The organism is Thalassospira sp. B30-1, from assembly GCF_015767575.1.
In the GTDB taxonomy this organism is placed as follows: Bacteria; Pseudomonadota; Alphaproteobacteria; order Rhodospirillales; family Thalassospiraceae; genus Thalassospira; species Thalassospira xiamenensis.
Genome location: NZ_CP065232.1, coordinates 4,174,839 through 4,200,688, shown reverse-complemented (window position 1 = coordinate 4,200,688; position 25,850 = coordinate 4,174,839). Strand labels below are relative to the sequence as shown.

Here is a 25,850-nt window from a genome sequence, read left to right as displayed (position 1 = left end):
ATCATGACCAAACCGGCCCTTGATACACGCGATGATATCCGGTTTCTGTTCGGAAACGAGGAACGTCGCCTGCGCGATATCGATCCGCAAATGACGGTTTTGAACTGGCTGCGCTTAAACGAGCGCAAGACCGGCACCAAAGAAGGCTGTGCCGAGGGCGATTGCGGTGCCTGCACGGTCATTCTGGGCGAACCGAATAGTCAGGGCAGCATGCGTTACCGGACGGTCAATGCCTGTATCCAGTTTATGCCGACCCTTGATGGGAAGCAGCTTCTGGCTGTTGAACATCTTAAATCCGAAGATGGCAGCCTGCATCCTGTGCAGCAGGCCATTGTGGAAACCCATGGGTCGCAATGCGGTTTCTGTACGCCGGGCTTTGTCATGAGCCTGTATCAGCTTTGGCTGGATGGGGGCGAGGATGACCGGGGTGCCATCAATGATGCCCTTGCCGGGAACCTTTGCCGTTGCACCGGTTACGGACCAATCATCGAAGCCGCCCGCAAGGCCGGTGGCATAAGCGCAACCGATCCGGTCGAACAAAAACGCCGTTCCGATATCGCGACCCGATTGTCCACGATGGTCGAAGGTGCCGACATGCTGGCACTTGAAATGCCGGTGGGGCGTTATTTCGCCCCCCGCAGCAGCGATGAACTGGCCGCACTTTTGGTGGCCCATCCCGATGCGACGGTGCTGGCGGGCGGGACGGATGTCGGGCTTTGGGTGACTAAGATGCTCAAACGGCTTGATCCGATCATTTATATCGGGGATGTCGCGGATCTTAAATCGGTCCGGGAAAAGGATGGTGTTCTGACTATCGGTGCCGGTGTGACTTATAGCGATGCCCATAACGCACTTGGCATGATTGCCGGTGATGTCGGAGAGCTGGTCCGCCGGATCGGGTCACGGCAAATCCGCAATGCGGGGACGGTTGGTGGCAATATCGCCAATGGATCGCCAATTGGCGATACACCGCCTGCCCTGATTGCACTGGACGCGCGCATTGCCCTGCGCATGGGCGATATCCGTCGCGAAGTTGCCCTTGAAGATTTCTTTATCACCTATGGCAAGCAGGACCGGGCCAAGGGCGAGTTCGTCGAAAGCATCATCGTTCCGAAGCCTGCGGCCGGGGTGCAGTTCAAGGCCTACAAGATTTCCAAACGGTTTGATCAGGATATTACGGCGGTTCTTGCGGCCTTTGCCATTCGGATTGATGGCGGCAAGGTTGTCGAGTTCCGGGCGGCATTTGGTGGCATGGCCGGAACACCGATGCGGGCCAAAAAGTGCGAGGCGGCCCTGATTGGCAAGGATTGGAACGAGGCCAGTCTGAACGCGGCGCAACTGGCCCTGACCAGGGATTTTGCACCGATGTCGGATATGCGGGCATCAAAAGAATACCGCATGCTGGTCGCGCAGAACCTTTTGACCAAACTGTTTATTGAAACAACGGCACCTGAAATTGCCACCCGTCTGGTTGGCAGGGAGGCTGCCCATGTCTGACAACGCATCCAAAGCCATCGATACCAAAGACCCGGGTGAGCTTCTGGCGCCGACACCGGGGCTTTCGGGCGGGGTTCGGTCTGCCAGCAAGCATGACAGCGGTCCGAAGCATGTTGCGGGCGAAGCGGTTTATGTTGACGATATTCTTGAACCGTTCGGCACTCTTCATCTGGCCCCCGGTGCGGCGACAATCGCACATGGCAGAATCACGAAGATGGATCTGTCAAAGGTGCGATCCGCACCCGGTGTGGTGTGTGTCCTGACAGCGGATGATGTGCCGGGTGTCAATGACGTGTCACCCGCCCATACCCATGATGATCCGGTTCTGCCCGACGGGATTGTTCAGTTTTACGGTCAGCCGGTTTTCTGTGTCGCCGCCGAAACCCGCGAACAGGCACGCAATGCTGTCAAGCTGGCCGAGATCGAATATGAAGAACTGCCCGCGATCCTGAGCGTCAAGGAAGCACTTGAAAAACAGCAATTCGTTGCACCGCCCCATGTCATGGCGCAGGGCGATGCCAAATCGGCACTGGCGCGCGCCAAACATCGCCGGTCCGGGGTGATGGAAATCGGCGGGCAGGACCATTTCTATCTCGAAGGTCAGATCACCTTTGCCATTCCGCAGGAAGATGGTGATGTGCTTTTGCATTGCTCGACCCAGCATCCGTCCGAGGTTCAGCACAATATCGCCAATGTCCTTGGTCGTCCGGCCAATGCGGTAACCGTCGAAGTGCGCCGTATGGGCGGTGGTTTCGGTGGCAAGGAAACGCAGGCATCACAATGGGCGGCACTGGCGGCGATTGTTGCGGTTAAAACCGGTCGCCCGGCGAAAATGCGTCTGGATCGCGATGATGACATGGTCATGACCGGCAAACGCCATGACTTTATCGTCGAATATGATGTCGGTTTTGATGATGATGGTCGGATTTGCGGGTTGGATATTCAATATGCTGCCAATTGCGGTTTCTCGGCCGATCTGTCGGCCGCGATCTGTGATCGTGCGATGTTCCATACCGACAATGCTTATTTCCTTGGCGATGTCGAAATCCGGTCCTATCGCTGCAAAACCAATCTGGTGTCCAATACCGCGTTTCGAGGCTTTGGCGGGCCGCAGGGCATGGTTGCGATTGAACGGATCATCGATGAAATCGCCATGACGATTGGCCGCGATCCGCTTGATGTGCGGATCGTCAACTATTACGGGACAACCGACCGCAACACGACGCCCTATCACATGACGGTCGAGGATAATGTCCTTGCGGAACTGACGAACGATATTCTGGCATCTTGCGACTATCGCAAGCGCCGCGAGGAAATCGACGCGTTCAATGCGCAAAGCCCGGTGATCAAGCGCGGTATTTCGATTACGCCAGTCAAGTTCGGTATTTCCTTTACCACGACCTTCCTTAATCAGGCGGGCGCATTGATCCATATTTATCAGGACGGATCGGTGCATCTGAACCATGGCGGGACGGAAATGGGGCAGGGTCTGTTTATCAAGGTCGCCCAGGTCGTGGCCGAGGAATTCCAGATCGATCTCGACCGGATCAAGATCACGGCAACCAATACCGGCAAGGTTCCCAACACATCGGCAACTGCAGCCTCAAGCGGCGCGGATATGAACGGCATGGCCGCGCGCGATGCCGCGATTATCATCAAATCGCGCCTGATTGCTTTTGCGGCTGAGAAATACGGTGTTGCCGAGGCTGCCGTCCGGTTTGTTCCGGGCCGGGTGATTGTTGGTGATGTGACCGAACTGGAATTTGCCGATCTGGTCAAACAGGCTTATCTGGCGCGTGTTTCGCTTTCGGCGACGGGCTATTACGCGACGCCGAAAATCCATTACGACCGTGAAACCGCGTCGGGTCGGCCATTCTATTACTTCGCCTATGGCGTGGCCTGTTCCGAGGTGATGATCGACACCCTGACGGGCGAATATAAGGTCACACGCGTTGATATCAGCCACGATGTCGGCCGGTCGCTGAACCCGGCGATTGACCGCGGTCAGATCGAAGGCGGTTTTATTCAAGGCATGGGGTGGCTGACATCCGAGGAATTGTGGTGGGATGATGCAGGTCGTTTACGAACGCATGCGCCTTCTACCTATAAAATTCCCGCATGTTCGGATCGACCGGAAGATTTTCGTCTTGAATTGTGGTCATCCGGAAGAAACGTTGAAAAAACCATTCACCGATCAAAAGCTGTTGGTGAGCCGCCGCTGATGCTGGCGATTTCAGTGCATCGTGCCATTGCTGATGCGATCGCATCGGTCGGGGATTACAAGGTGATCCCGATGCTGAATGCCCCGGCAACGCCCGAGGCCGTCCTGAATGCGGTCGCCAATGTGGCCAAGGGCATGATTGCCCAAAGTCATGATGCGGTTCCGGCTGCGGGGGAATAGACATCATGCGCCTGTCACCCGACGCCCATATTGCTGTGTTGCAATCATCCGATCCGGTGATGCTGGTCAGTGTGGCGGCCATTCGCGGGTCCACCCCTCGCGAGGCAGGGGCATTTATGCTGATCAGTGAAGCCGACATTGTCGGGACGGTTGGTGGTGGCAATCTGGAACATCAGGTGACGGTTCAGGCGCGTGAAATCCTGAATCTGGGGCGGGATTTTGATGCGGAACTGGTTCCATTCCCGTTGGGGCCAGGGCTTGGCCAATGCTGCGGCGGTTCTGTCGATATTGCGTTTCACCTGCTGAGCTCGATGCAAAAGCATCAGTTGGCGACAGCGATCCGAAATACGCAAAGCAATGCCGGTCCTGTTCATCGTGCTTGGGCGATTTTATCGATGGGCGAAAGCCAACATCTTGAAACGGCCAGTATTCAGGATGCCGATGCATTGGAGCGCCTGTTTGCCGGGGGGCGCGGAGGATTGTGTGATCTGGCGGGGCAGCAGAAGCTGTGCCTGCGCCTTGATGACGGAGCAACGCCGCTTTGGCTGTTTGGTGCCGGGCATGTCGGGCAGGCGATTGTTCAGGCACTGGCACCCTTGCCGTTCGATATTCACCTGATCGATTCGCGTGATGAATACCTGACCCTGCCGGAAACACCGAAACTTCATCTGCATCAAAGCGAAAGGCCCGAGGACGAGGTGGGCGACATGCCGCCCGATGCCTTCGCGCTTATCCTGACGCACAGCCACGCGCAGGACTTTGATATCTGTCGGGCGGCCTTGATGCGGAATGATCTTGGTTTTGTCGGCATGATCGGAAGCCAGACCAAACGCGCGCGCTTTGTCCGGCGATTAAAGGATCGCGGGTTGGGTGACACGGAAATCGGTCGTTTGACATGCCCGATTGGAATTCAGGGCATTACCGGCAAACAGCCGGCAATCATTGCGGCATCGGTTGCAGTGCAATTGCTGTCCGTACGTGAAGCACGAATGGCGCAAAATCTGGTGAACAGGGTCGCACAAGACGGCCTTGCCGGATGATAAAGCCTTCATTGCAAGGCATATAAATGATAAAGGGCCGCGCCAATAGCGGCCTGATCAGGAGGATCCGTTTACCGGATCAGGAGTTCATATAGGGAGATTTGGCTGTGTGTGATGCCAAGCATAAACACATGCTCCATGCCGTGAATTTGTCGCGGACAAAAATGGAAGAAGGCTGTGGCGGCCCGTTCGGGGCAATCATTGTCAAGGACGGCGAAGTCATATCCGAAGGCTGGAACAAGGTAACATCCAGCAACGATCCGACCGCTCATGCAGAGGTCAGCGCCATCCGTGCGGCCTGTGAAAAGCTTGGTACCTTCAATCTTGCCGGTTGCGAGATTTACACCAGTTGCGAGCCATGCCCGATGTGCCTTTCGGCGATCTATTGGGCGCGTCTTGACCGGATCTATTATGCCAATTCCCGCGATGATGCAGCGGCAATCGGCTTTGACGATCAATTCCTGTATGATGAAGTGGCAAAACCGATCCCGGATCGGAGCCTGCCGTGCGAACATCTGGATTTAGGGGAAGCGCGTGATGTCTTTGCGGCCTGGGATGCCAAAGAAGATAAAATCGCGTATTGAGACCGTTTGATTAGCAAACCGTGAACGGGTAATACCAACGGTGCGCGTGATCGGATCGCAAAATAGGGGTGGCAGCAGTGACTTCGAGGACCGGGAATACCGGCTCAGATACAGGCTTGGTGATGACAGGCGGGGTGAAACCGGCACAGCTTGAAGTGCGCGGTGTGACCAAGGCCTTTCCGGGCTGTCTGGCAAATGACGATATCAGTTTCCGTATCGAACCTGGCGAAATCCATGCCCTTCTGGGGGAAAATGGCGCGGGTAAAAGTACGCTTGTGAAAATCATCTATGGCGTGTTGCAGGCCGATCATGGCGCATTGCTGTGGGAAGGAAAGCCGGTCACGATCCATAGCCCGCATGACGCACGCGAAATGGGCATTGGGCTGGTGTTCCAGCATTTTTCGCTGTTTGAAACCATGACGGTTCTGGAAAACATCGCATTGGCGATGAACGACGTGCGCGATATGGCCGCCCTGCGTCAGCAGGTGATCGAGGTCGAAAAGACCTATGGTCTGCCGCTTGATCCAGATCGGCATGTCTATACACTTTCGGTTGGTGAACGTCAGCGGATCGAAATCGTCAGATGCCTTCTGCAAAATCCAAAACTGCTTATTCTGGACGAGCCGACATCGGTCTTGACCCCGCAGGAAGTCGAAAAGCTGTTTGAAACATTGCGCCGTCTTGCCGATGAAGGTTGCGCAATCCTGTATATCAGCCACAAGCTGCACGAAGTCAAAGCACTGTGTCAGAAGGCGACCGTCTTGCGCGGCGGCAAGGTCGTTGGCGGGTGTGATCCGCGCGCGGAAACGGCGAAATCCATGGCCGAAATGATGATCGGCCAGAAACTGACCGCACCTGATCGCAGCGGGACACGCAAATTCGGGGATGTGCGTCTTGATATTTCCGATCTCTCACTGATCAGCGACGAACAATTCGGCACCGACCTTAAGGGGATTGGTCTTAAGGTGCGGGGCGGGGAAATCATGGGGGTTGCCGGTGTTGCCGGCAATGGCCAGAACGAGCTGTTTCAGGCACTGGCCGGCGAAACCGAGATCATCGGCACGCCCGACTGCATCAAAATTGATGGTAATCCGGTTGCGCATTTTGGTCCGCGCCGCCGCCGTCGGCTTGGTGCTGCGTTTGTGCCCGAAGAACGTAACGGGCATGGTGCCGTTCCTGATATGAGCCTGTCGGAAAACGGGTTTTTAACAGCGTTTCGTCGTATGGCGTTGTCTGCACGTGGTCTGATCCGCGAAGTGCCGACCCGTACCTTTGCCGACAAGATCATCAAGACATTCGATGTACGCACCACCGGCGCCTCGGCCGAGGCCGGAAGCCTTTCGGGGGGCAACCTCCAGAAATTCATCGTCGGGCGTGAAATCCTTCAGGATCCGGGCGTACTGGTGATTTCCCAACCGACCTGGGGTGTGGATGCCGGTGCGGCAAGTGCCATCCATCAGGCATTGCTTGATCTGGCGGCGAAGGGCACGGCGGTTCTGGTGATTTCGCAGGATCTGGACGAGATTTTCGCCATTTGTGATCAGGTGGTGGTGATGGCCGAAGGCAAGATGTCCGCCCCGCGGCCGATGGCCGACGTCAGTGTCGAGGAAATCGGTTTGTTGATGGGGGGACTTCACGATCTGGACGGCGACGTAACCCTGAAGACGAAAGAGCTTATCGAAGGAGATCACGTTGGTCAGGCTTGAACCCCGTCGCCAGCATAGTCAGGCGATGGTTTATCTGTCGCCGGTTCTGGCAATTCTCATGACGCTGTTTGTCGGCGGGATCATCTTTTCCTTTATGGGCAAGAACCCGTTCGATGCGCTCTATACTTTCTTCATCCTGCCGATCAACAACAGCTACGGACTTTCGGAACTGTTTGTTAAGGCAAGTCCGCTTGTGATCATTGCCATCGGGCTGTCGATGGGGTTCCGCGCCAATGTCTGGAACATCGGTGCCGAGGGTCAATTGACCATGGGCGCCATATTCGGCGGTGGTCTTGCGCTGTATTTTCATGACAGTGAAAGCATGTTCCTTTTGCCCGCAATGTTTGTTCTTGGGGCGATTGGCGGGGCCTTCTGGGGGGCGATACCGGCGCTTTTGCGCACCAGATTCAATGCCAACGAAATCCTGACCAGCCTGATGCTGACCTATGTCGCAACACTGTTCCTGAGCTTCCTTGTGCATGGGCCGTGGCGCAACCCCGAAGGATTCAACTTCCCTGAATCCCGCCCGTTCCCGGATGCAGGCCTGTTGCCGATCATTTATGACGGGACGCGGGTCCATCTTGGAACGGCCTTTGCGGTACTGGTGGTGATTGCCGGGTGGATTTTGCTGTCGAAATCCGTGATCGGGTTCCAGTTGCGCGTGGTGGGCAAGGCCCCGCAGGCCGCGCGTCATGTTGGGTTCCGGCAGAAACGCATGGTCTGGTTTACCCTGTTGCTGGGCGGCGGTCTTTCCGGTCTTGCCGGTCTGTTTGAGGTTGCCGGACCTATCGGTCAGTTGCAACCCGCCATATCGCCCGGTTATGGCTTTACCGCGATTATCGTTGCCTTCCTTGGGCGGTTGCATCCGCTGGGTATTCTGTTTGGTGGGCTGATCATGGCGCTGACCTACCTAGGGGGGGAATTGGCCCAGATTACGTTGGGGCTGCCAAATGCAGTAACCGGCCTGTTCCAGGGGATTTTGCTGTTCTTCCTGCTGGCATGTGATGTTTTGACCAAGTACCGGGTTCGTTTCGGAACCCCTGCTGCCAAAGGGGAGGCCGCATAATGGATTGGCTCATTCCACTGATGCTGACTGTGATTACGGCATCGACCCCGCTTTTGCTGGCGTCGACCGGCGAACTGATCACCGAAAAATCCGGTGTGCTGAACCTTGGCGTCGAAGGCATGATGCTGGTCGGGGCGATTTCCGGCTTTGCGGTTACCGCGTCAAGCGGATCGGCCATTCTGGGTGTTCTGGCGGCAATCGTTGCCGGAATGCTGATGTCGTTGATCTTCGCCTTCCTGACATTGACCCTTATGGCCAATCAGGTGGCAACGGGTCTGGCTCTGACCATATTCGGGGTCGGTTTTTCAGCGCTTGTTGGCTCCGGCTTTGTCGGTTTTGCGATTGAACCGCTTCCGGGGCTTCATATCCCGGTTCTGACCGATATTCCGCTGGTTGGTGAAATTCTGTTTGGTCAGGATTTTCTGGTTTATCTGTCGATTGTGATGGTGATTGCGGTCGGATTTTTCCTGTCACGGACCCGTGGCGGATTGATCCTCAAGGCGGTTGGTGATTCGCATCATTCCGCGCATGCCATTGGTTATTCGGTGATCAAAATCCGCTATATGGCGACCATGTTTGGTGGGGCAATGGCGGGGCTTGCCGGGGCGTATCTGTCACTGTCATATACACCGATGTGGGCCGAAAACATGACCGCGGGCCGTGGCTGGATCGCATTGGCACTTGTGGTGTTTGCAACGTGGCGTCCGGGGCGATTGTTGGCCGGGGCCTATATGTTCGGGCTTATTTCGGTATTGCAGCTTCATGCGCAAAGTGCGGGTGTTCATGTCCCGTCACAATTCATGTCGATGTTGCCTTACCTTGCGACCGTGATTGTTCTGGTGATCATTTCCAGTGATCGCGCCAAGATCAGATTGAATGCACCTGCCTGTATCGGGCAGGCGTTCCGGCCCGCACAATAGGGCTGGTGCAACGGGATCGGGGAACGCCAAAAAGATTCCCCGACCCGGTGGGAGGAAGTGCGTATCGGACCAAAACTCAATCAAGCCGTTCTGAATATTATCTCTGGATATCATCAGGCCGGTTTGGCTGAGTCTTGGTCTGGACAAGAACACGTCATTGATTGCGTAAACAATTGGGTTTAAATCCTGATTAGCTGATTAACAGGGAGACCAGATAATGAATGCAAACCTCGTGAAGCGCACGCTTGCCGCCGTTGTGGCAACCGGTGCACTTGCACTCGGCATGGGTGCAGCCCAGGCCGAAGACGTCAAAGCCGGCTTTGTTTATGTCGGACCGATTGGTGACCATGGCTGGTCCTATCGTCACGACATCGGTCGTCAGGCGATCGAAGCGGCCCTTGGTGACAATGCCACCACCAGTTACGTCGAAAGCGTTCCGGAAGGTGCCGATGCTGAACGTGTGATTCGTCAGCTGGCCCAGACCGGCCATAACCTGATTTTCACCACCTCGTTCGGTTTCATGAACCCGACTGTCAAGGTCGCCAAGCAGTTCCCGAATGTGAAATTCGAACATGCAACCGGTTACAAACGTGATGCAAACGTTTCGACCTATGCCGCGCGTTTCTATGAAGGCCGTTACGTTGCTGGTGTGATCGCAGGTAAAATGACCAAGTCGAACATTGTCGGCTATGTCGGTTCGTTCCCGATCCCGGAAGTTGTTCGTGGCATCAACGCCTTCATGCTGGGTGCATGGTCGGTTAACCCGGATGTGAAAGTCAAAATCGTCTGGGCAAACACCTGGTACGATCCGGGCAAAGAAGGCGACGCAGCCAAGGCCCTGATTGATCAGGGTGCTGACATCATGGTCCAGCACACCGATAGCCCGGCTCCGCTTCAGGTTGCCGAGAACCGCGGTATCGTTGGTTTTGGTCAGGCATCCGACATGATCAAATTCGCCCCGAAGGCACAGTTGACCGCGATTGTTGACCATTGGGATGAATATTATGTCGCACGCGCCAAGGCTGTCATGGATGGTACTTGGGAATCAATCGACACATGGGGCGGTATTGATTCCGGTATGGTGGACATGGCACCTTACACCAACATGCCGGACGACGTAAAAGCACTGGCCGAAGAAACCGAAGCCAAGATCGCATCAGGTGAAATTCATCCGTTCGCAGGCCCGATCTATGATCAGGCTGGCGAATTGCGCATCAAGGAAGGCGAAGATGCAACCGACGAAATGCTTCTGGGCATGGACTGGTACATCAAAGGCATTGATGCCGAACTGCCGAAATAATCACGATTTGCACGTCCTGTAACGGCGACGTACTGAACAACCCCGCACATCAGATGCGGGGTTGTTTCGTTTCAGGGCTTCTTGATGCTTGTTTCCGGATCCCCCGGACGGATGCGTTTCGGGCTGTCATCGACTTTTTCGTAGGCGATCATTTCCATCTTCGGGTGTAGCAAGGCATAAAGTGCAGCGCGCCAGAATTTCAGTTTGACCTTGTGCTCGCGCGTTTTACCCGCCCAGCGTTCGCGAAAAAGCTCCATATCCTCCCGCCGGGAAAAATAGATCACCAGATCGACGATGGGGGCGGATTGGGTCGCGCGCGGCAGTTCGATATTGCGAATGCCCATGGTCCATCTGTCGCTGCGGATATTCTTGTCCAGCCAGTCAAGCACGCCCTGAGCAGAGCGCTTTTCATGGATCACCACGCGAAATGGAAAGTCCCGAAGATCTTTTGTCATGTTGCTTCCCTGCAAACACCCCCTTATCAGAAGATCAAAAGGATGACCGCCTGACAAGACATGATCGTTGGTCGATCCTACTATTGTATGTTGGGATTGTGGGGGCCAATTATATTTATCTAATTTTTATCATCGCGCTTAGTCTATGTATCACATGGATATTTTACATTTATCATTCGCGGATATATCGTTACATGGTATCCGGGCATTCAAACTGCTGTGATCTAAAATAGCAGGTAATCGGACAGAAAATCGGGGAAAGAAACGTGAGCCAAACGCCAGTCAGGGCCAAGCCAACGGGCAAGGAACGTCATTTCGAGCCGGAAGAACTGATCGTCAGCAAAACTGACCTTAAAGGCCGGATTACATATGCTAACGAGGTTTTCCTGCGTCTATCTGACTACCATGAAAAGGAAGTTCTCGGGCAGCCTCATTCGCTTATTCGTCATCCCGATATGCCGCGCTGTGTTTTCAAATTGCTGTGGGATGAAATCGCCGCCGGTCACGAGATCTTCGCTTATGTCGTCAACATGTCAAAGAATGGTGATCATTACTGGGTGTACGCCCATATCACGCCCAGTCTTGACGCGAATGGCAAAATCATCGGCTACCACTCGAACCGTCGGGTGGCTGATCCAAAGGTTCTTAAAGACACGATCATCCCGCTTTATGCGGAACTCCGCCAGATCGAAGAAAGCACCGCCAACCGTAAGGACGGCATGATCGCTGCGGAAAAAGCTCTGGCGCAAAAGCTTTCAGATGCCGGTCTGGCATACGACAAATTCATTCAAAGCCTTTAGGCTGTTTGCTAATTCGAGGTTTCAAAATGTCGCTATTTGGTGGTTCTAGCAAATCGGGGATCAAAAAGGCACTGAACGTTGTTCTGGCCGCGGCCGAAGGGGATTACGAAGCGCGCATTACCAATGTCGACAGTCATCCCGACATGCGCGAACTTTTCATCGCGATCAACAGGTTGATTGACCGAAATGACGCTTTCTTGCGCGAAAGTGCGGCATCGATGGGGGCTGTTTCTGAAAACCGGTATTATCGTCGGATTGTCGAAACCGGGCTTGTCGGGGCCTATCTGACGTCGGCACAGAAAATCAATGCGGCGACCGCGTCGATTGAACAAAAACTGACCGGTTTCAATACCATCGTTGAAGAATTCAAAAGCGGTTCATTCGAAGCCGTTGATCAGATTGCCGAGGCCGCGGGTGCGCTTTCAAGCGCATCGGGTGACGCCAATCGTATTGCACATGAAACCAGTTCGCGTTCGACAAACGTTGCCGCCGCGGCCCGTCAAACGGCGGCCAATGTTGCTGGCGTGTCCGAGGCATCCGAAGAACTCAATCAGTCGATCCGCACTGTTGCCGATCAGGCTCGTGAATCGGTAGAAATTGCCAATCGTGCGAATGGCCTGGCACAGGAAACGGATGGGCGTATCGGCCAGCTCGAAGCAGCAGCAGGCGAGATTGTCGAAGTCGTCAGCTTTATCCGCGACATCGCTGCCCAGACCAACCTTCTGGCTCTGAATGCGACCATCGAGGCGGCCCGTGCAGGCGAGGCGGGCAAGGGCTTTGCCGTGGTTGCAAACGAGGTCAAGGGCCTTGCCAACCAGACCAGCAAGGCAACGGAATCGATCGAGGAAAAAGTTCAGGATATTCAGAATGCAATCGAGGCATCGGTCAATTCGATCCGCGAGATTGCATCTGTCATTGATGATCTGGCCATCCGTTCGGATCTGATTTCGAATAATGTTGAAACCCAGACGGCATTGTCATCAAACATCACCCGCAATGTCGAACAGGCATCCAGCGGCGCACAGGAAGTGACCGACAATATCACCGTGGTTTCCGAAATGGCCGGTCAGACTGGCGAGGCCGCCGATACCACCCGCGATATGGCGGGCAAACTGGCGCGGGAGTCTGAAAATCTGCGCAAACAGCTGGGTGGGTTCCTTGATACCATCGCCGAACTGCTGTACAGCACCGCGCGCAAATAGCTACCTGTTAAGAACTTTCTGCTACGATAAGGGGATAGATGCCCCTTATCGCCTTTGCCGGAAAGGAAGTCAGTCATGCGTGTGTTTTTTAATTCCCGCCACGATTCCCATGACGGGAATGGTGAAATGCACCATGGACGCTTGATTCCGTGCTTTGAAAATTCCCGCCGTATGGCAATCATCCGCGATGCTGTGGCCCATTCCGTACAGGCGCAGCTGGTTGACCCGACCGATCATGGCATGGCACCGATTGCTGCCATTCATGATGCGGATTATCTGTCCTTTCTTGAAAACGCTTGGGCGGACTGGAATGCCGCAGGCAATGATCATGATGCTTTTCCCTATGTCTGGCCGACAGCCGGTTTCTCCGGTGGTCATCCCGCTCATATCAGCGCGCGTCTTGGGCAATATGCCATTTCATCGGATACCCCGATCACCAAGGGGACATGGAAGGCGGCCTATTGGGGCGCACAAACCGTTGTGTCGGCGGCCGATGCCGTCTGGAACGATGGCGAGGCATCCTTTGCCCTGACCCGCCCGCCGGGGCATCATGCACATGCCAATCGTTATGGCGGATATTGCTTCCTTAATAACTCTGCCATTGCCGCCCAGCAGATGATTACCAAAGGTGCGAAAAAGGTCGCGATCCTTGATATCGATTACCATCACGGTAACGGAACACAGGATATTTTCTATGACCGTGGTGATGTTCTGACCGTGTCGATCCACGCCGATCCCAAGCATCAATTCCCGTTCTTTATGGGTTATGAAAACGAAACCGGTCGTCTGGACGGGCAGGGGGCGAACCTGAATATCGTGCTGTCCGGCGGATCGGATTTCGGGCCGTGGTCACAAGGTTTTGCAAGGGCTATTCAAAAAATTATCACCTGGCAGCCCGAAGCCCTGGTGATCGCCCTTGGCGTTGATGCTCATGAGGCCGAAACGCTGTGCGATTTCAGACTGCAAACCGATGATTTTAACCGGATTGGCCAGATGATCGGGCGATTGGGTCTTAAGACCGTGTTTGTTATGGAAGGCGGTTACGCGCACGACGTCATCGGATTCAATGTTGCGGCTGTTTTGGGGGGATATCTGTCGGAAACCAAAAGCTAATACAAGCAAATGCCCTTAAACGTCCTGCATTTGGTAGAGTGCTTAGGGGATATACAAATTGGTATCAGCTCTTATCCCATGGCGGTGTCCCGCCAAACTCGCTTACCAGAAAATCGACAAAGGCCCGCACACGTGTTGGCAGGTAACGGTTTTCCGGATAAAGCGCATAAACCGCATGGGCTGGGGGCGTATAATCGGGCAAAACAACCTGAAGCTGGCCGTTGCGGATATGGTCGCCGACTTCCCAGTGGGATTTAAGCGCGATGCCATGCCCATCAAGGCACCAGCGGGTCAGCACTTCACCATTATCTGAATCCATGGATCCGGAAACCGACAGGGTTACCGGGCCTTCCGTCTCGGCACCATGCAGGGTCCATTGATATTGCCGTGATCCCGGAAAACGCAGCAACAGGCAGTTATGATGCAACAAATCGCCCGGCGCCTTGGGAATGCCATGTCGTTTCAGATAGGCCGGGCTTGCCACCAGCATGCGTTTATTGGCTGCAAGCTTGCGCACGATCAAAGAGCTTTCCTTTAACTCGGCAATGCGAATGGCAAGGTCGACCTTGTCCTGCAGCAGGTCCAGCAACCGGTCGGAAAGGTGTAGTCTGATCTGAACGTCCGGGTTTTTCTCAACAAATTTCGGGATGATAGGGGCGACATATTTGTTGCCAAACGCAATCGGGCAGGTCAGCGTGACCGGACCGCGCGTGGTGTTTTTCTGATTGGCGATGGCATTTTCGGCTTCCTGCATTTCGGCCAGAATGCGCAGGCAGTGCCGGTAATAAACATCGCCCTCGGTCGTCAGATTGACCCGGCGCGTTGTGCGGTTCAAAAGCCGAACACCCAGCCGTTCTTCAAGGCGCGCAATCCGGTTTGAAACAACCGCAGCCGAATGGCGCAACTCGCGCCCGGCGGCAGACAGGTTTCCAAGTTCGGCTACGCGGACAAAAATCTGGATGTCCTCAAAGTCGGACATGGGTTGCGGGCTCCTGATACAGCTTTTTTTATTTTCTGAATTTGTGTGTTTCCAAATCCTGACGGCTACTGTGCCATTTTAAAAAATAACTTGAAAGTCATTTCGATTATGCACCTGCCCTTAATAATAGAGCACCCGGATACGCTATGTTAGGACTCTGATTGGAATAATTCCGGATCAGTGCGGTCGCATGATGCGCATAACCGGCAAGGGGACAGCGGGGCGGTATGAGCGACGCCCGGCAAGACGGAGGTTTCAACGGGTGGATATTCTGTTTCAGGACTGGATCAATCTGATCCTGCGCTGGGCGCATTTGATTACCGGTATCGCGTGGATCGGTTCATCCTTTTACTTCGTCTGGCTGGATCTGAGCCTGCGTAAGCGTCCGGGCATGGATGAAGGCGTTTATGGCGAAGCCTGGATGGTCCATGGCGGCGGGTTTTACCATGTCAATAAATGGATGGTTGCGCCGAAATCCATGCCGCCCGAACTGCACTGGTTCAAGTATGAGGCCTATTTCACCTGGCTGACCGGTTTTGCGCTTCTGGTGACAATGTATTACTGGAGTGCGGAGAGCTATCTGATCGATCCGAATGTCATGCCGCTTGGCAAATGGGATGCCATCCTGATCGGGCTTGCCAGCCTGTTTGCCGGTTGGGTGATTTACGACCTGATGTGCAAAAGCCCGATTGGCCAAAGCACCGGAAAACTCGCGATTGGCGTGTTCATTCTGGCAATGGTTGCGGCCTATGGCTTTACCCATGTGTTTAGTGGTCGCGGGGCTTTCATCCATGTTGGTGCGATGCTAGGTACGATCATGGCCGCCAATGTGTTTCGCATCATCATCCCTAACCAGAAAAAGGTTGTCGCTAGCCTGATGGCGGGCGAGAAACCCGATCCGGCCCTGGGGTTGCAGGCCAAACAGCGATCCACGCATAACAACTATCTGACCCTGCCGGTTTTGCTGATGATGATCAGCAATCATTATTCGATGCTGTTTTCCCATGATCAGTCTTGGCTGATTGTCGGCCTGATCCTGATCATTGGTGGGTTGGTGCGCCATTTCTTTAACACGCGTAATGCCGGGGGCAGCGGTAAGGCGATTGCCTGGCAACTGCCATCGGCCGCGGTGGGCATGGCGATCCTGGCGATGTTTGCATCCTATGATCCCGATGCTGCCAAGCTGGCCGATCAGGAAATCATCACTGCCGATCATGCGCTGGCGATTGTTCAGACTCGCTGCACGGCCTGTCATTCTGCCAACCCGACCGATGAAGGTTTTGACGAAGCCCCAATGGGGGTGATGTTTGACGACATCGCACAGGTCAAAGCCAATGCGCAGCGCGTTCTGGCGCAGGCCGTCATCGGGCGTGCCATGCCGCTTGGCAATATGACCGAAATGACGGACGAGGAACGGGGTCAGTTGGGGCAGTGGATCCGTGCCGGGATGCCGGAATAGCCGGTTCTGTTGATGACGGAAATCAAGGGCGGCCTGCGTGATGCAGGTCGCCCTTTTTTCGCCTGGCGTCTTAAGCGCGGGTCGGGGGAAGTCGGATCAGACGTCAGCGCGATAGTTCATCGGCACCCAGTCAAACATCGTGCTGTCTTCGATGACATGCCCAATGCCCGGGAAGGCGATATGGCACCCGGCAACCAGATATTTTTCTGATACGGCTTCGGCAAAGGCGGCTTCACGGGTGATGATCGCCTGATCTGGATCGACATCAAAAGCAATCGAGACGCCCGGTTCGTCAAACTGGATGACATCACCATGGGTGATGTCACCCCAATAAACAAACTTCTCGCCATTGCTTTCGAACCAAAGAGCGCTGTGGCCCGGTGTGTGCCCCGGACGATGTGTTGAATTGATCAGGCCCGGAACGGGTGATGCATTGGCCTCGTAAGTCGAAAGTGTGCCGCCGTCGATATAGGGCTTGGTCGATAGGACGGCCTGATCAAAATATTGCTTGGCACTTTCCGGCGACTTGTCACGGTTTTCAGTGCTCAGCCAGTATTCGGCATCGAGTTTCGGTACATGCACCGTGGCGTTGGGAAAGGCTTTCTTGCCGTTAAACGTCAGTCCGCCGGTATGATCTGTATGAATGTGGGTGATCACCACATCGTCGATCTGATCGGGGTGATAGCCCGATGCGATGATATTGTCCGGCAATTTACCAAGTTCCGGTCCCAACAGGTCGCTGGTCCCAGCATCAAGCAAAACAAGACGGTCACCAAAATTCAGAAGATAGGCATTAACCGATGTCGATGTCGGAGTTCCCTGAAATGCATTGGCAAGGGCCGTGCGTGCGTGTTCGGGGCTGGTATTGAGATACAGATCGGCAAGTGGAAACTGCCCGGTGCCATCCGAAAGTGCGGTAACTTCGACGTTGCCCACCATCAGGCGGTAATAGCCCGGCGCCTGTGTACCAACCAATGGTGCCTTGGCCGCGGCGCGCAATGGAATAAAAACGGTGCTGGCCGTCGCCCCGATGGCAGCGGCAGCAAGCGAACCTTTAAGCATGTCTCTGCGTGACAGCATCAGAATATTCTCCCTCAATCAAATGCCGGGATTTAACCGGCAGCTTGTAACGCGATAGAGAAAGGCTATATTCCAATCAGTCAGTAATCAAATCGATGCGGATCATGGATACTATTGATCATTTCAATTTAAGGTCATTTGACCTCAACCTCATGATTGCGTTTGACGCAATGATGCAAGAGCTGAGCGTCACGAAATCTGCCGAAAAATTGCGGATTGGTCAGTCCGCAATGAGCCACAATTTGTCAACGCTTCGGATATTGCTGCAGGATGATCTTTTTGTCCGTGTCGGACAGAAAATGCAGCCAACCGCAAAGGCGCGCGCCCTTGCCGGGCCGGTTCGGGCGGCATTGACGCAGGCGCAAAGTGCGCTTCAGGCGACGGACAGTTTTGATCCGGACACGGCAGACCGCATATTTCGCATCGGTATCACCGGTGAAATGGAAATGGTCCTGTTGCCAGCATTGGTGCACCATTTGCAATCAACCGCACCTGGTGTGCGTCTGGTAAGTCGTTCGATTACGGTTGAAACGGTCGATTTGATGCTGAATGCCGGGGAAATCGATCTGGCAATCGGATGCAAGGAGTCCCGTCAGATCGGCGAAGTGCTGTTTGAGTCCAGCGTGGCCTGTTGCTTTAACCCCGATATCTGCAAGCTGACGCCGCCATTATCGCGCGAGACATATCTGGGTGCGCGTCATGCCGTTCTGTCTCAGACCGGAAATGTCGAAGGCTGCGTTGGGGATGCATTACGTGCGATTGGCATCGATCTTGATGTTGTTCTGGCCGCACCAGATTTCATGCCGTTGCTTGCCGCTGCCCGGAATGCGCCGATTGTTGCGACTGTGCCGCGCAGGATTGCGGTGCAATATGCGCCGTTATTCGGGCTGGTGTTCTGTGAAATGCCTATTCCGCTGAACTTCCCGCCGGTGACCATGAACTGGCCGATCTGGGCGGACAAGGATGTCGGGCTGGTCTGGTTGCGCAATCAGATCAGATCGGTGATCGGTGACATTTCAACGGATCTGCCTGCCATCGCGGCGCAATGATTGTTCCGCATTGTCATATATAAACAACCCCGCCGGCGAACCGGCGGGGCGGGATGCTTCGGCCTATGGGCATTGTGGTGCAATAACCGCAGAAAGGCGAAACTTCCGCCCCTCAGATAAGGGGGAAGAAGCCCAAGGTCAACGTGATTAAAAAATAATCAAATTTTAATTAATGATCGAAAAGTGATCATTGAAATCGCGTGTGGCGCAAATATTTTCCATTTTCTGCCTGTTAAATAGTTGGATATTGCGTTGAGTCGCCGCGATTTCTGGCGGTGCAGCATATTATTCGGAATCTGGCACGATTTTAGCAAGCAACACTGCGGTGCAATAAACTCGCAGTGGAGGCAATAGAATGAATAAGAAGCTTCAGGCGCTTATGGGCGCTGGGGCCTTGGCTTGGTCTGCAATGACCATGTCAAATGCCCAGGCCGCTGACACGATTAAAGTCGGCGTTCTGCACTCTCTCTCTGGGACGATGGCGATTTCGGAAACCACGCTGAAGGACACGGTCCTGATGCTGGTGGATGATCTGAATAAAAATGGCGGCCTGTTGGGGAAACAGGTTGAGGCAGTAGTTGTCGATCCGGCGTCGGATTGGCCGCTTTTTGCCGAAAAAGCACGTGAATTGATTGAAAAAGACAAGGTCGATGTCGTGTTCGGCTGCTGGACCTCGGTCTCGCGCAAGTCGGTTCTGCCGGTCTTTGAGGAACTGAACAGCATGCTGTTCTATCCGGTTCAGTATGAGGGCGAGGAAAGCTCTCGCAACGTGTTCTATACCGGTGCCGCGCCGAACCAGCAGGCAATCCCGGCTGTTGACTACCTGATGAGCGAAGATGGCGGCGGTGCCGAGCGTATCGTTCTTCTGGGGACGGACTATGTCTATCCGCGCACGACCAACAAAATCCTGCGTTCCTACCTGAATGGCAAGGGTATCTCCGATGAAGACATCATGGAGAACTACACCCCGTTCGGTCATTCCGACTGGCAGTCGATTGTTGCCGATGTGAAGGCATTCGCATCCACTGGCAAGAAAACCGCCGTGGTTTCGACCATTAACGGTGATGCCAACGTGCCGTTCTACAAGGAACTCGCCAACCAGGGCATTAAAGCCGAGGACATTCCGGTTGTTGCCTTCTCGGTCGGGGAAGAAGAACTGGCCGGTATCGATACCGCGCCGCTGGTCGGTCATCTGGCGGCCTGGAACTATTTCCAGTCGGTTGAAGCCGATGCCAACACGGCCTTCATCGAAAAATGGCATGCCTTTATCGGTGACGAAAAACGCGTAACCAACGATCCGATGGAAGCAACCTATATCGGTTTCAACATGTGGAAACAGGCTGTTGAGCAGGCTGGCACCACCGATGTTGATGCCGTCCGCCAGGCCATGTATGGCCAGGAAGTTGCGAACCTGACCGGTGGTACGGCTGTCATGAACACCAACCACCACCTGTCCAAGCCGGTTCTGATCGGCGAAGTGCAGGATGATGGCCAGTTTGACATCGTTTGGGAAACCGAAGGCACCGTCGTTGGCGATGCATGGTCGGACTTCCTGCCCGAAAGCGCAAAGCTGACCGCCGACTGGACCTATCCGTGGGTCTGCGGCAACTGTGAAAAACCGATGTACTGATCGGGATTGGACAGGCTGGCTGTTGATGCAGCCAGCCTGTTTTTCGTTGTCCTGATCATCGGGCAACCATTCTTTTTGCGATTTTCTGACATCCGATTTTCAAAGGCTTGGTGACCATGCGCACTGTCATGACCGCTGTCCTGTGCCGTTTCCGTTCTTGCGCGAATAATTCCCTGCCTGTCCTGTTTGCCGTTGCCGCAATTTTTGCGGTTTTGGTGCTGGCATCACCGCAGCCAGCACAGGCATTTAGCGACGAAGAACTGCGCAATGTAACGGAACAGCTGAACGATAAAAGTTCGACCAAAAAGCTGGAAGCAATCGAGGCCATGGCCGCCGATGGCGACCCCCGCGTCGCGCCGATCCTGAACGCAATGCTTGAAGGCAACCTGTTTGTGCGTGCCAGCGACGAACACGTCGTGATTGGCGAGAAAAAGGGCAAGGTCTGGAACCATATCGATGTCGTCAGCGGCGAGGTTGTGGGTGAAAGCGGTTCCAAGGAGCTCGACAAGATCAAGATCAACAACCGTCTGCGCGGTGCGCTGCGCGATGCGTTGGCGGCCCTTAACCTGTTTAGTCAGGATATCGGTATCCGTACCGCTGCCGTCGAGCAGGTAATGGATGCCCGCGATCCGTCGATGTTACCATTGCTGATCCGCGCGATCGAACGTGAAGAAGATGCGACACTTTTGGCGCGGATGGAACTTGCGCGGGCAACCATGGCGCTGGCGGCTGGTGAAACCACCGAGGAACGCCTGACCGCCATCGAAGTGCTGGCCAGCGAAACCACACCGCAAATCCGTGCGGTATTGTCGCAATTCGTTGCTAGTGCCGAAGCCGAAAGTTACCAGCCCGAAGTCGTTGCCGCCGCCAAAGATGCGCTTGCCGATGTCGAGGGGCGGCTTTCGATGTGGCAGACGTTAGGTGATGTCTATCGCGGCATCAGCCTTGGCTCTGTCCTGTTGCTTGCCGCGGTTGGTCTTGCCATCACCTTTGGTGTGATGGGCGTGATCAATATGGCGCACGGCGAAATGATCATGATCGGTGCCTATACCACCTTTGTTGTGCAGCAGATTTTTTCATCTGTCATTCCGTCGGGTTCGCCCTGGTCGTTGGCGATTGCGGTGCCTGCGGCATTTGTTGTCGCGGGATTGGTTGGCATTGTGATCGAACGCTGCGTGATCCGCTTCCTGTATGGGCGTCCGCTTGAAACGCTTCTGGCGACATGGGGGGTGAGCCTTGTTTTGCAGCAGGCAATCAGAAGCATCTTTGGCGCAACCAACCAGCAGGTTACCGCACCCGATTTCATGAGTGGCGCGCTTGAGCTGTCAAACGGTCTGGTCCTGACCTACAATCGGCTTTGGATCATCCTGTTCAGTCTGATTGTGGTTGGCGGGATTGCGATTGTGTTGCGCTATACTGCCTTTGGCCTGCAAATGCGTGCCGTGACCCAGAACCGCCGCATGGCGGGATCGGTTGGTATCCGTACCGGGTATGTCGATGCCCTGACATTCGGGCTTGGTTCCGGCATTGCCGGGATTGCCGGTGTCGCGCTTAGCCAGATTTCAAACGTCAGTCCGAACCTTGGTCAGACCTACATCATCGACAGTTTCATGGTCGTGGTGTTTGGCGGGGTTGGCAATCTTTGGGGCACGGTCCTTGGCGCATTCAGTCTTGGCATTGTGAACAAGTTCCTTGAACCGGTGGCCGGTGCGGTGCTGGCGAAAATCTTTGTTCTGATTGCGCTGATCCTGTTCATCCAGAAACGACCCAAGGGGCTGTTTGCCCTTAAGGGTCGCGCGGTGGAGGCCTGATACATGACCGACTATCGCCAGAAATACCAAATGACGCCGGTGATCGGCTGGCTGTTGCGGGATCGCGGCGGAATGATCCTGCTTGCGATCCTGATTGCGGCATCGATCCTGATCCCGGTGGGCAACCTGATCGTGCCCGAAGGATCGGCCTTTCATGTTCCGACATGGATGATGAGCCTGCTTGGCAAATATCTTTGCTATGCGTTGCTGGCGCTTTCGGTTGATCTGATCTGGGGGTTTTGCGGGATTCTAAGCCTTGGTCACGGGGCATTCTTTGCGCTTGGCGGTTATGCCATGGGCATGTATCTGATGCGCCAGATCGGGGATCGCGGGGTTTATGGCAATCCGGAACTGCCGGACTTCATGGTGTTCCTGAACTGGACCGAATTGCCGTGGTACTGGTACGGCTTTGACATGTTCTGGTTTGCCATCGTGATGGCGATGTTCGTGCCGGGGCTTCTGGCGTTTGTGTTTGGTTTCCTTGCCTTCCGGTCGCGTGTGACAGGGGTGTATCTTTCGATCATCACACAGGCGATGACCTATGCGCTGTTGCTGGCATTCTTCCGCAACGATATGGGATTTGGCGGCAATAACGGCCTGACCGATTTCAAGGATCTGCTAGGTTTCTCGTTGCAGGCCGATGGAACGCGGGCGGCCCTGTTCATTGCATCCTGTGTGATGCTGGGCATCTGTTATGTCGTGGCGCGCTGTATTACCAATTCCCGTCTGGGCAAGGTTCTGATTGCGATCCGTGATGCCGAGGCGCGTGTGCGCTTTACCGGTTACCGGGTCGAATATTACAAGCTGTTCGTCTTTACCGTATCGGCCGTAATGGCCGGGATTGCCGGATCGCTTTATGTGCCGCAGGTCGGCATCATCAATCCGGGTGAATTTGCCCCGGCCCTGTCGATTGAAATCGTCATCTGGGTTGCGGTTGGCGGGCGCGGTACGCTGTATGGTGCGGTGCTGGGGGCGTTCATCGTGAACTATGCCAAAACCTTCTTTACCGGTGTGATGCCTGATTTCTGGCTGTTCTTCCTTGGCGGGTTGTTCATCGCCGTGACCCTGTTCCTGCCAAAGGGCGTGATCGGGGCGGTGCCGGCATTTGGGGCACCCGACCGGCAATCGGCGTTTAGCACCCTGCGCAAGCGTTTCCTGAACGGGCGTGCAAACGAAGGAGGCAAGGCATGAGCGAGGCAGCCGCAATCGAGATTGAAAAGGCCGAACGCAAGGCCGCCAAAGCCAATACCATCCTTTATGTCGATGGGGTTTCCGTCACTTTTGACGGGTTCCGGGCGCTCAATAGCCTGTCCTTTTATGTCGAGCCGGGCGAACTTCGCGCGATTATCGGGCCGAACGGCGCGGGCAAGACGACGATGATGGATATCATCACTGGTAAAACCCGGCCTGATACGGGTGATGTGATGTTTCGAAGCGAAGTCGATCTGACGAAGCTTGATGAGGCCGAGATCGCGAACCTTGGCATCGGGCGCAAGTTCCAGAAACCGACCGTGTTTGAAAGCCATACGGTGTTTGACAATCTGCTGCTGGCCTGTTCGGGCGGGCGGGGTGTGTTTCAGGCGCTTTTCCATCTTTTGGGGAATGCTGAGAAGCTTCGCATCGAGCAGACACTTGAAACCATCATGCTGACCGACAAGCGTGAAGAGACGGCAGCCAACCTGTCGCACGGGCAGAAACAGTGGCTTGAGATTGGTATGTTGCTGATGCAGGAGCCGGAATTGCTTCTGGTGGATGAACCGGTTGCAGGGATGACGGATTCCGAAACCGAACAGACCGCGAAATTGCTGCGATCCATTGCAATGGATCGGTCGGTTGTGGTGGTCGAACATGACATGGAATTTGTTCGCGACCTTGATTGCAAGGTGACGGTTTTGCACGAAGGATCGGTTCTGGCCGAAGGCCGTCTTGACCATGTTCAGAAAGACCCGCGGGTCATCGAAGTATATTTGGGGCGCTGATCATGCTGGATGTAGCCAATATCGATCTGTTTTATGGGGCGTCGCATGCGCTTCGCAAGGTGTCGCTTAGTGCGGAAACCGGCAAGGTCACAGCGGTTTTGGGGCGTAACGGTGTGGGAAAAACATCGCTGATGCGCGCCGTTGTCGGGCAACACCCGATTGCCGATGGCAACATCACCTGGGAAGGCAAAAACATTTCGCGTGATCCGGCGTGGCGTCGTTCGGCGTCCGGGATTGCGATTGTCCCCCAAGGGCGCGAGATTTTCCCGCTTCTGACCGTGAAGGAAAACCTTGAAACCGGGTTTGCCGCCCTTCCGCGCGCCCTGCGTCATATCCCTGACGAGATTTTTGAACTGTTCCCGGTCCTGCGCGACATGCTGGGGCGTCGTGGTGGCGATCTTTCGGGCGGGCAGCAGCAGCAGCTTGCCATCGGGCGGGCGCTGGTCACACGTCCGAGACTTCTTGTGCTGGACGAGCCGACGGAAGGCATTCAGCCATCGATCATCAAGGATATCCAGCGCGTCATCAAACAGCTCGCAGATCGCGGCGATATGGCGATCCTTCTGGTCGAACAGTATTTTGATTTCGCCCATGAACTGGCCGACGAGATCGTCGTGCTGGAACGTGGCGAGGTGGTGCTGGCGGGGTCCAAGGATGCGCTCGATCGCGAAAAGGTGCGGTCGTATCTGACTGTTTGATCAGCATTTGCCAAAATTTTGCGCATGGGTGAATTGGGGCCGGTGCGGTAAATGGCGTGATTGCGGGCTGTGCGGTTTGGCCCGCATCTTGCTGTGTTTGCCGATGGGCCAGCCGGTCTGACCACGGGTTAACCGGTTGTGCGACTGAAATATTCAGGTGGCTTTGTGCAGCTTCGCAAACTCGAAAACCCGGTCCGCAGCGATTTGAAGGCGGAACCGCAAATGTCAGACGCTTCCAACCCGATCGTCACCGACGGCCGGGCCGAGGTGGCGTTTAAGCCGGGTGCGGGTTTTGCGGCCCTTGATCATCTTTATTACCGCGATCCGATGAAAATCCTGTTCCCGCGGCCGATGGCCGGGGATCTGGTGACTGCCGTTCTGGTGACGACATCGGGCGGCATGGTGGGTGGCGATCATCTGGCATTTGAAGGCCGGGTCAGGGCAGGGGCATCCGCGCTATTTACCGCACAGGCCGCAGAAAAGATTTACCGTTCCGCCGGGCCTGATTGCGTGATGTCGGTTGATCTGGCTGCCGAAGATAACGGCTGGCTGGAATGGTTGCCGCATGAAACCATCCTGTTTGATCAAGCGCGTCTGCGCCGCAAGACGAGTGTTTCCGTTACCGGTTCCGGGCAGGTGATGGCCGGTGAAATCATGGTGTTTGGCCGCCTTGCCCGCGGTGAGGTTTTCGCAACCGGGCTGGCACGTGATGCATGGGATGTCTCGATTGACGGGCGGCCTGTCTGGCGCGATGCGCTGCATCTGGAAGGCGATGTTTTGCGCATGCTGGATCATCCGGCGTCATTTGATGGGGCGCGGGCGGCGGCGACCGCCATTCTGGTCGGGCAGGGTGCCGAAGATAAGCTTGATATTGCCCGCGATTGTCTGGTGCGCGCATCCGACGGTTTGATGGAAACGGATGTGTTGTGCGCGGCAACCGCGATGAAGGGGATTGTGATCGCGCGTTTCATGGCGCGCGATCCGATGAAATTGCGCCGGGTTTACGGCGCGTGGTGGAGACAGTTCCGCCATGAAACACGGGGACTTCCGGCGCGCCTGCCGCGTCTTTGGGAAATTTAGG

General features: G+C 55.2%; 22 protein-coding genes. 19 read left to right on the top strand and 3 right to left on the bottom strand.

What is annotated here, in order from left to right; genetic code table 11:
* The first annotated feature begins 3 nt into the window (after positions 1-3).
* The 8 genes from xdhA to IT971_RS19525 all read left to right on the top strand — a co-directional run bounded on the left by xdhA (position 4) and on the right by IT971_RS19525 (position 10,514).
* Positions 4-1,497, top strand: a complete 1,494-nt coding sequence (gene xdhA, locus IT971_RS19560) for a xanthine dehydrogenase small subunit (RefSeq protein ID WP_063092555.1) — start codon at positions 4-6, stop codon at positions 1,495-1,497.
* The gene (gene xdhB / locus IT971_RS19555; protein WP_063092556.1) at positions 1,490-3,898 is read left to right on the top strand and encodes a xanthine dehydrogenase molybdopterin binding subunit; all 2,409 of its coding nucleotides are present in this window, start codon (positions 1,490-1,492) and stop codon (positions 3,896-3,898) included. Before xdhA ends, xdhB begins: the two co-directional genes overlap by 8 nt.
* Positions 3,899-3,903: 5 nt before the next feature.
* Positions 3,904-4,938, top strand: a complete 1,035-nt coding sequence (gene xdhC, locus IT971_RS19550; RefSeq protein WP_063092557.1) for a xanthine dehydrogenase accessory protein XdhC — start codon at positions 3,904-3,906, stop codon at positions 4,936-4,938.
* A 131-nt stretch (positions 4,939-5,069) separates the two neighbouring features.
* A complete protein-coding gene (locus tag IT971_RS19545) occupies positions 5,070-5,522 on the top strand; it encodes a nucleoside deaminase (RefSeq protein WP_062951155.1) in 453 nt (150 codons plus the stop codon).
* A gap of 122 nt (positions 5,523-5,644) precedes the next feature.
* Positions 5,645-7,228, top strand: a complete 1,584-nt coding sequence (locus IT971_RS19540; protein WP_063092558.1) for an ABC transporter ATP-binding protein — start codon at positions 5,645-5,647, stop codon at positions 7,226-7,228.
* Complete coding sequence (locus IT971_RS19535) at positions 7,215-8,294, top strand: ABC transporter permease (RefSeq protein WP_139189984.1); 1,080 nt, start codon at positions 7,215-7,217, stop codon at positions 8,292-8,294. Before IT971_RS19540 ends, IT971_RS19535 begins: the two co-directional genes overlap by 14 nt.
* Positions 8,294-9,214 (top strand): ABC transporter permease, encoded by a 921-nt coding sequence (locus IT971_RS19530; protein WP_051682096.1) that lies wholly within the window; start codon positions 8,294-8,296, stop codon positions 9,212-9,214. Before IT971_RS19535 ends, IT971_RS19530 begins: the two co-directional genes overlap by 1 nt.
* A 217-nt stretch (positions 9,215-9,431) precedes the next feature.
* Positions 9,432-10,514, top strand: coding sequence for a BMP family ABC transporter substrate-binding protein (locus IT971_RS19525; RefSeq protein WP_174441863.1), 1,083 nt, complete (start codon positions 9,432-9,434; stop codon positions 10,512-10,514).
* A gap of 71 nt (positions 10,515-10,585) precedes the next feature.
* On the opposite strand, the gene IT971_RS19520 is transcribed toward IT971_RS19525, so the two are convergent.
* Positions 10,586-10,969 carry a hypothetical protein gene (locus tag IT971_RS19520; RefSeq protein WP_063092559.1) on the bottom strand — a complete coding sequence of 128 codons (384 nt, stop codon included), beginning with the start codon at positions 10,967-10,969 and terminating at the stop codon, positions 10,586-10,588.
* Between the two features lie 266 nt (positions 10,970-11,235).
* Between IT971_RS19520 and IT971_RS19515 the strand changes: the two genes are divergently transcribed.
* The 3 genes from IT971_RS19515 (at position 11,236) to IT971_RS19505 (ending at position 14,084) form a co-directional block, all read left to right on the top strand.
* The gene (locus IT971_RS19515) at positions 11,236-11,769 is read left to right on the top strand and encodes a PAS domain-containing protein (RefSeq protein ID WP_007088850.1); all 534 of its coding nucleotides are present in this window, start codon (positions 11,236-11,238) and stop codon (positions 11,767-11,769) included.
* A 26-nt stretch (positions 11,770-11,795) separates the two neighbouring features.
* A complete protein-coding gene (locus IT971_RS19510; protein WP_063092560.1) occupies positions 11,796-12,971 on the top strand; it encodes a methyl-accepting chemotaxis protein in 1,176 nt (391 codons plus the stop codon).
* Between the two features lie 75 nt (positions 12,972-13,046).
* Positions 13,047-14,084 (top strand): histone deacetylase family protein, encoded by a 1,038-nt coding sequence (locus IT971_RS19505; RefSeq protein WP_063092561.1) that lies wholly within the window; start codon positions 13,047-13,049, stop codon positions 14,082-14,084.
* A 64-nt stretch (positions 14,085-14,148) separates the two neighbouring features.
* On the opposite strand, the gene IT971_RS19500 is transcribed toward IT971_RS19505, so the two are convergent.
* A complete protein-coding gene (locus IT971_RS19500; RefSeq protein WP_063092562.1) occupies positions 14,149-15,063 on the bottom strand; it encodes a LysR family transcriptional regulator in 915 nt (304 codons plus the stop codon).
* Positions 15,064-15,325: 262 nt separating this feature from the next.
* On the opposite strand from IT971_RS19500, the gene IT971_RS19495 reads away from it, so the two are divergent.
* Positions 15,326-16,522 (top strand): urate hydroxylase PuuD, encoded by a 1,197-nt coding sequence (locus tag IT971_RS19495; protein WP_063092563.1) that lies wholly within the window; start codon positions 15,326-15,328, stop codon positions 16,520-16,522.
* A 96-nt stretch (positions 16,523-16,618) separates the two neighbouring features.
* On the opposite strand, the gene IT971_RS19490 is transcribed toward IT971_RS19495, so the two are convergent.
* Positions 16,619-17,602, bottom strand: coding sequence for an MBL fold metallo-hydrolase (locus IT971_RS19490; protein WP_063092564.1), 984 nt, complete (start codon positions 17,600-17,602; stop codon positions 16,619-16,621).
* A gap of 104 nt (positions 17,603-17,706) precedes the next feature.
* Here IT971_RS19490 and IT971_RS19485 point away from each other — a divergent pair, with 104 nt between their 5' ends.
* The 7 genes from IT971_RS19485 (at position 17,707) to IT971_RS19455 (ending at position 25,849) form a co-directional block, all read left to right on the top strand.
* On the top strand, positions 17,707-18,651 hold the full coding sequence (locus tag IT971_RS19485; RefSeq protein ID WP_063092576.1) for a LysR family transcriptional regulator: 945 nt from the start codon (positions 17,707-17,709) through the stop codon (positions 18,649-18,651).
* 355 nt (positions 18,652-19,006) lie between these two features.
* Positions 19,007-20,281, top strand: a complete 1,275-nt coding sequence (gene urtA, locus IT971_RS19480; RefSeq protein WP_063092701.1) for an urea ABC transporter substrate-binding protein — start codon at positions 19,007-19,009, stop codon at positions 20,279-20,281.
* 116 nt (positions 20,282-20,397) lie between these two features.
* Positions 20,398-22,092 (top strand): urea ABC transporter permease subunit UrtB, encoded by a 1,695-nt coding sequence (gene urtB, locus IT971_RS19475; RefSeq protein ID WP_139189982.1) that lies wholly within the window; start codon positions 20,398-20,400, stop codon positions 22,090-22,092.
* Positions 22,093-22,095: 3 nt separating this feature from the next.
* Positions 22,096-23,283, top strand: a complete 1,188-nt coding sequence (gene urtC, locus IT971_RS19470; protein ID WP_063092702.1) for an urea ABC transporter permease subunit UrtC — start codon at positions 22,096-22,098, stop codon at positions 23,281-23,283.
* A complete protein-coding gene (gene urtD, locus IT971_RS19465) occupies positions 23,280-24,071 on the top strand; it encodes an urea ABC transporter ATP-binding protein UrtD (RefSeq protein WP_063092703.1) in 792 nt (263 codons plus the stop codon). Before urtC ends, urtD begins: the two co-directional genes overlap by 4 nt.
* A gap of 2 nt (positions 24,072-24,073) precedes the next feature.
* Positions 24,074-24,769 (top strand): urea ABC transporter ATP-binding subunit UrtE, encoded by a 696-nt coding sequence (gene urtE, locus IT971_RS19460; protein ID WP_062951169.1) that lies wholly within the window; start codon positions 24,074-24,076, stop codon positions 24,767-24,769.
* 222 nt (positions 24,770-24,991) lie between these two features.
* Positions 24,992-25,849 (top strand): urease accessory protein UreD, encoded by an 858-nt coding sequence (locus IT971_RS19455; protein ID WP_223304887.1) that lies wholly within the window; start codon positions 24,992-24,994, stop codon positions 25,847-25,849.
* Position 25,850: the final 1 nt, after the last annotated feature.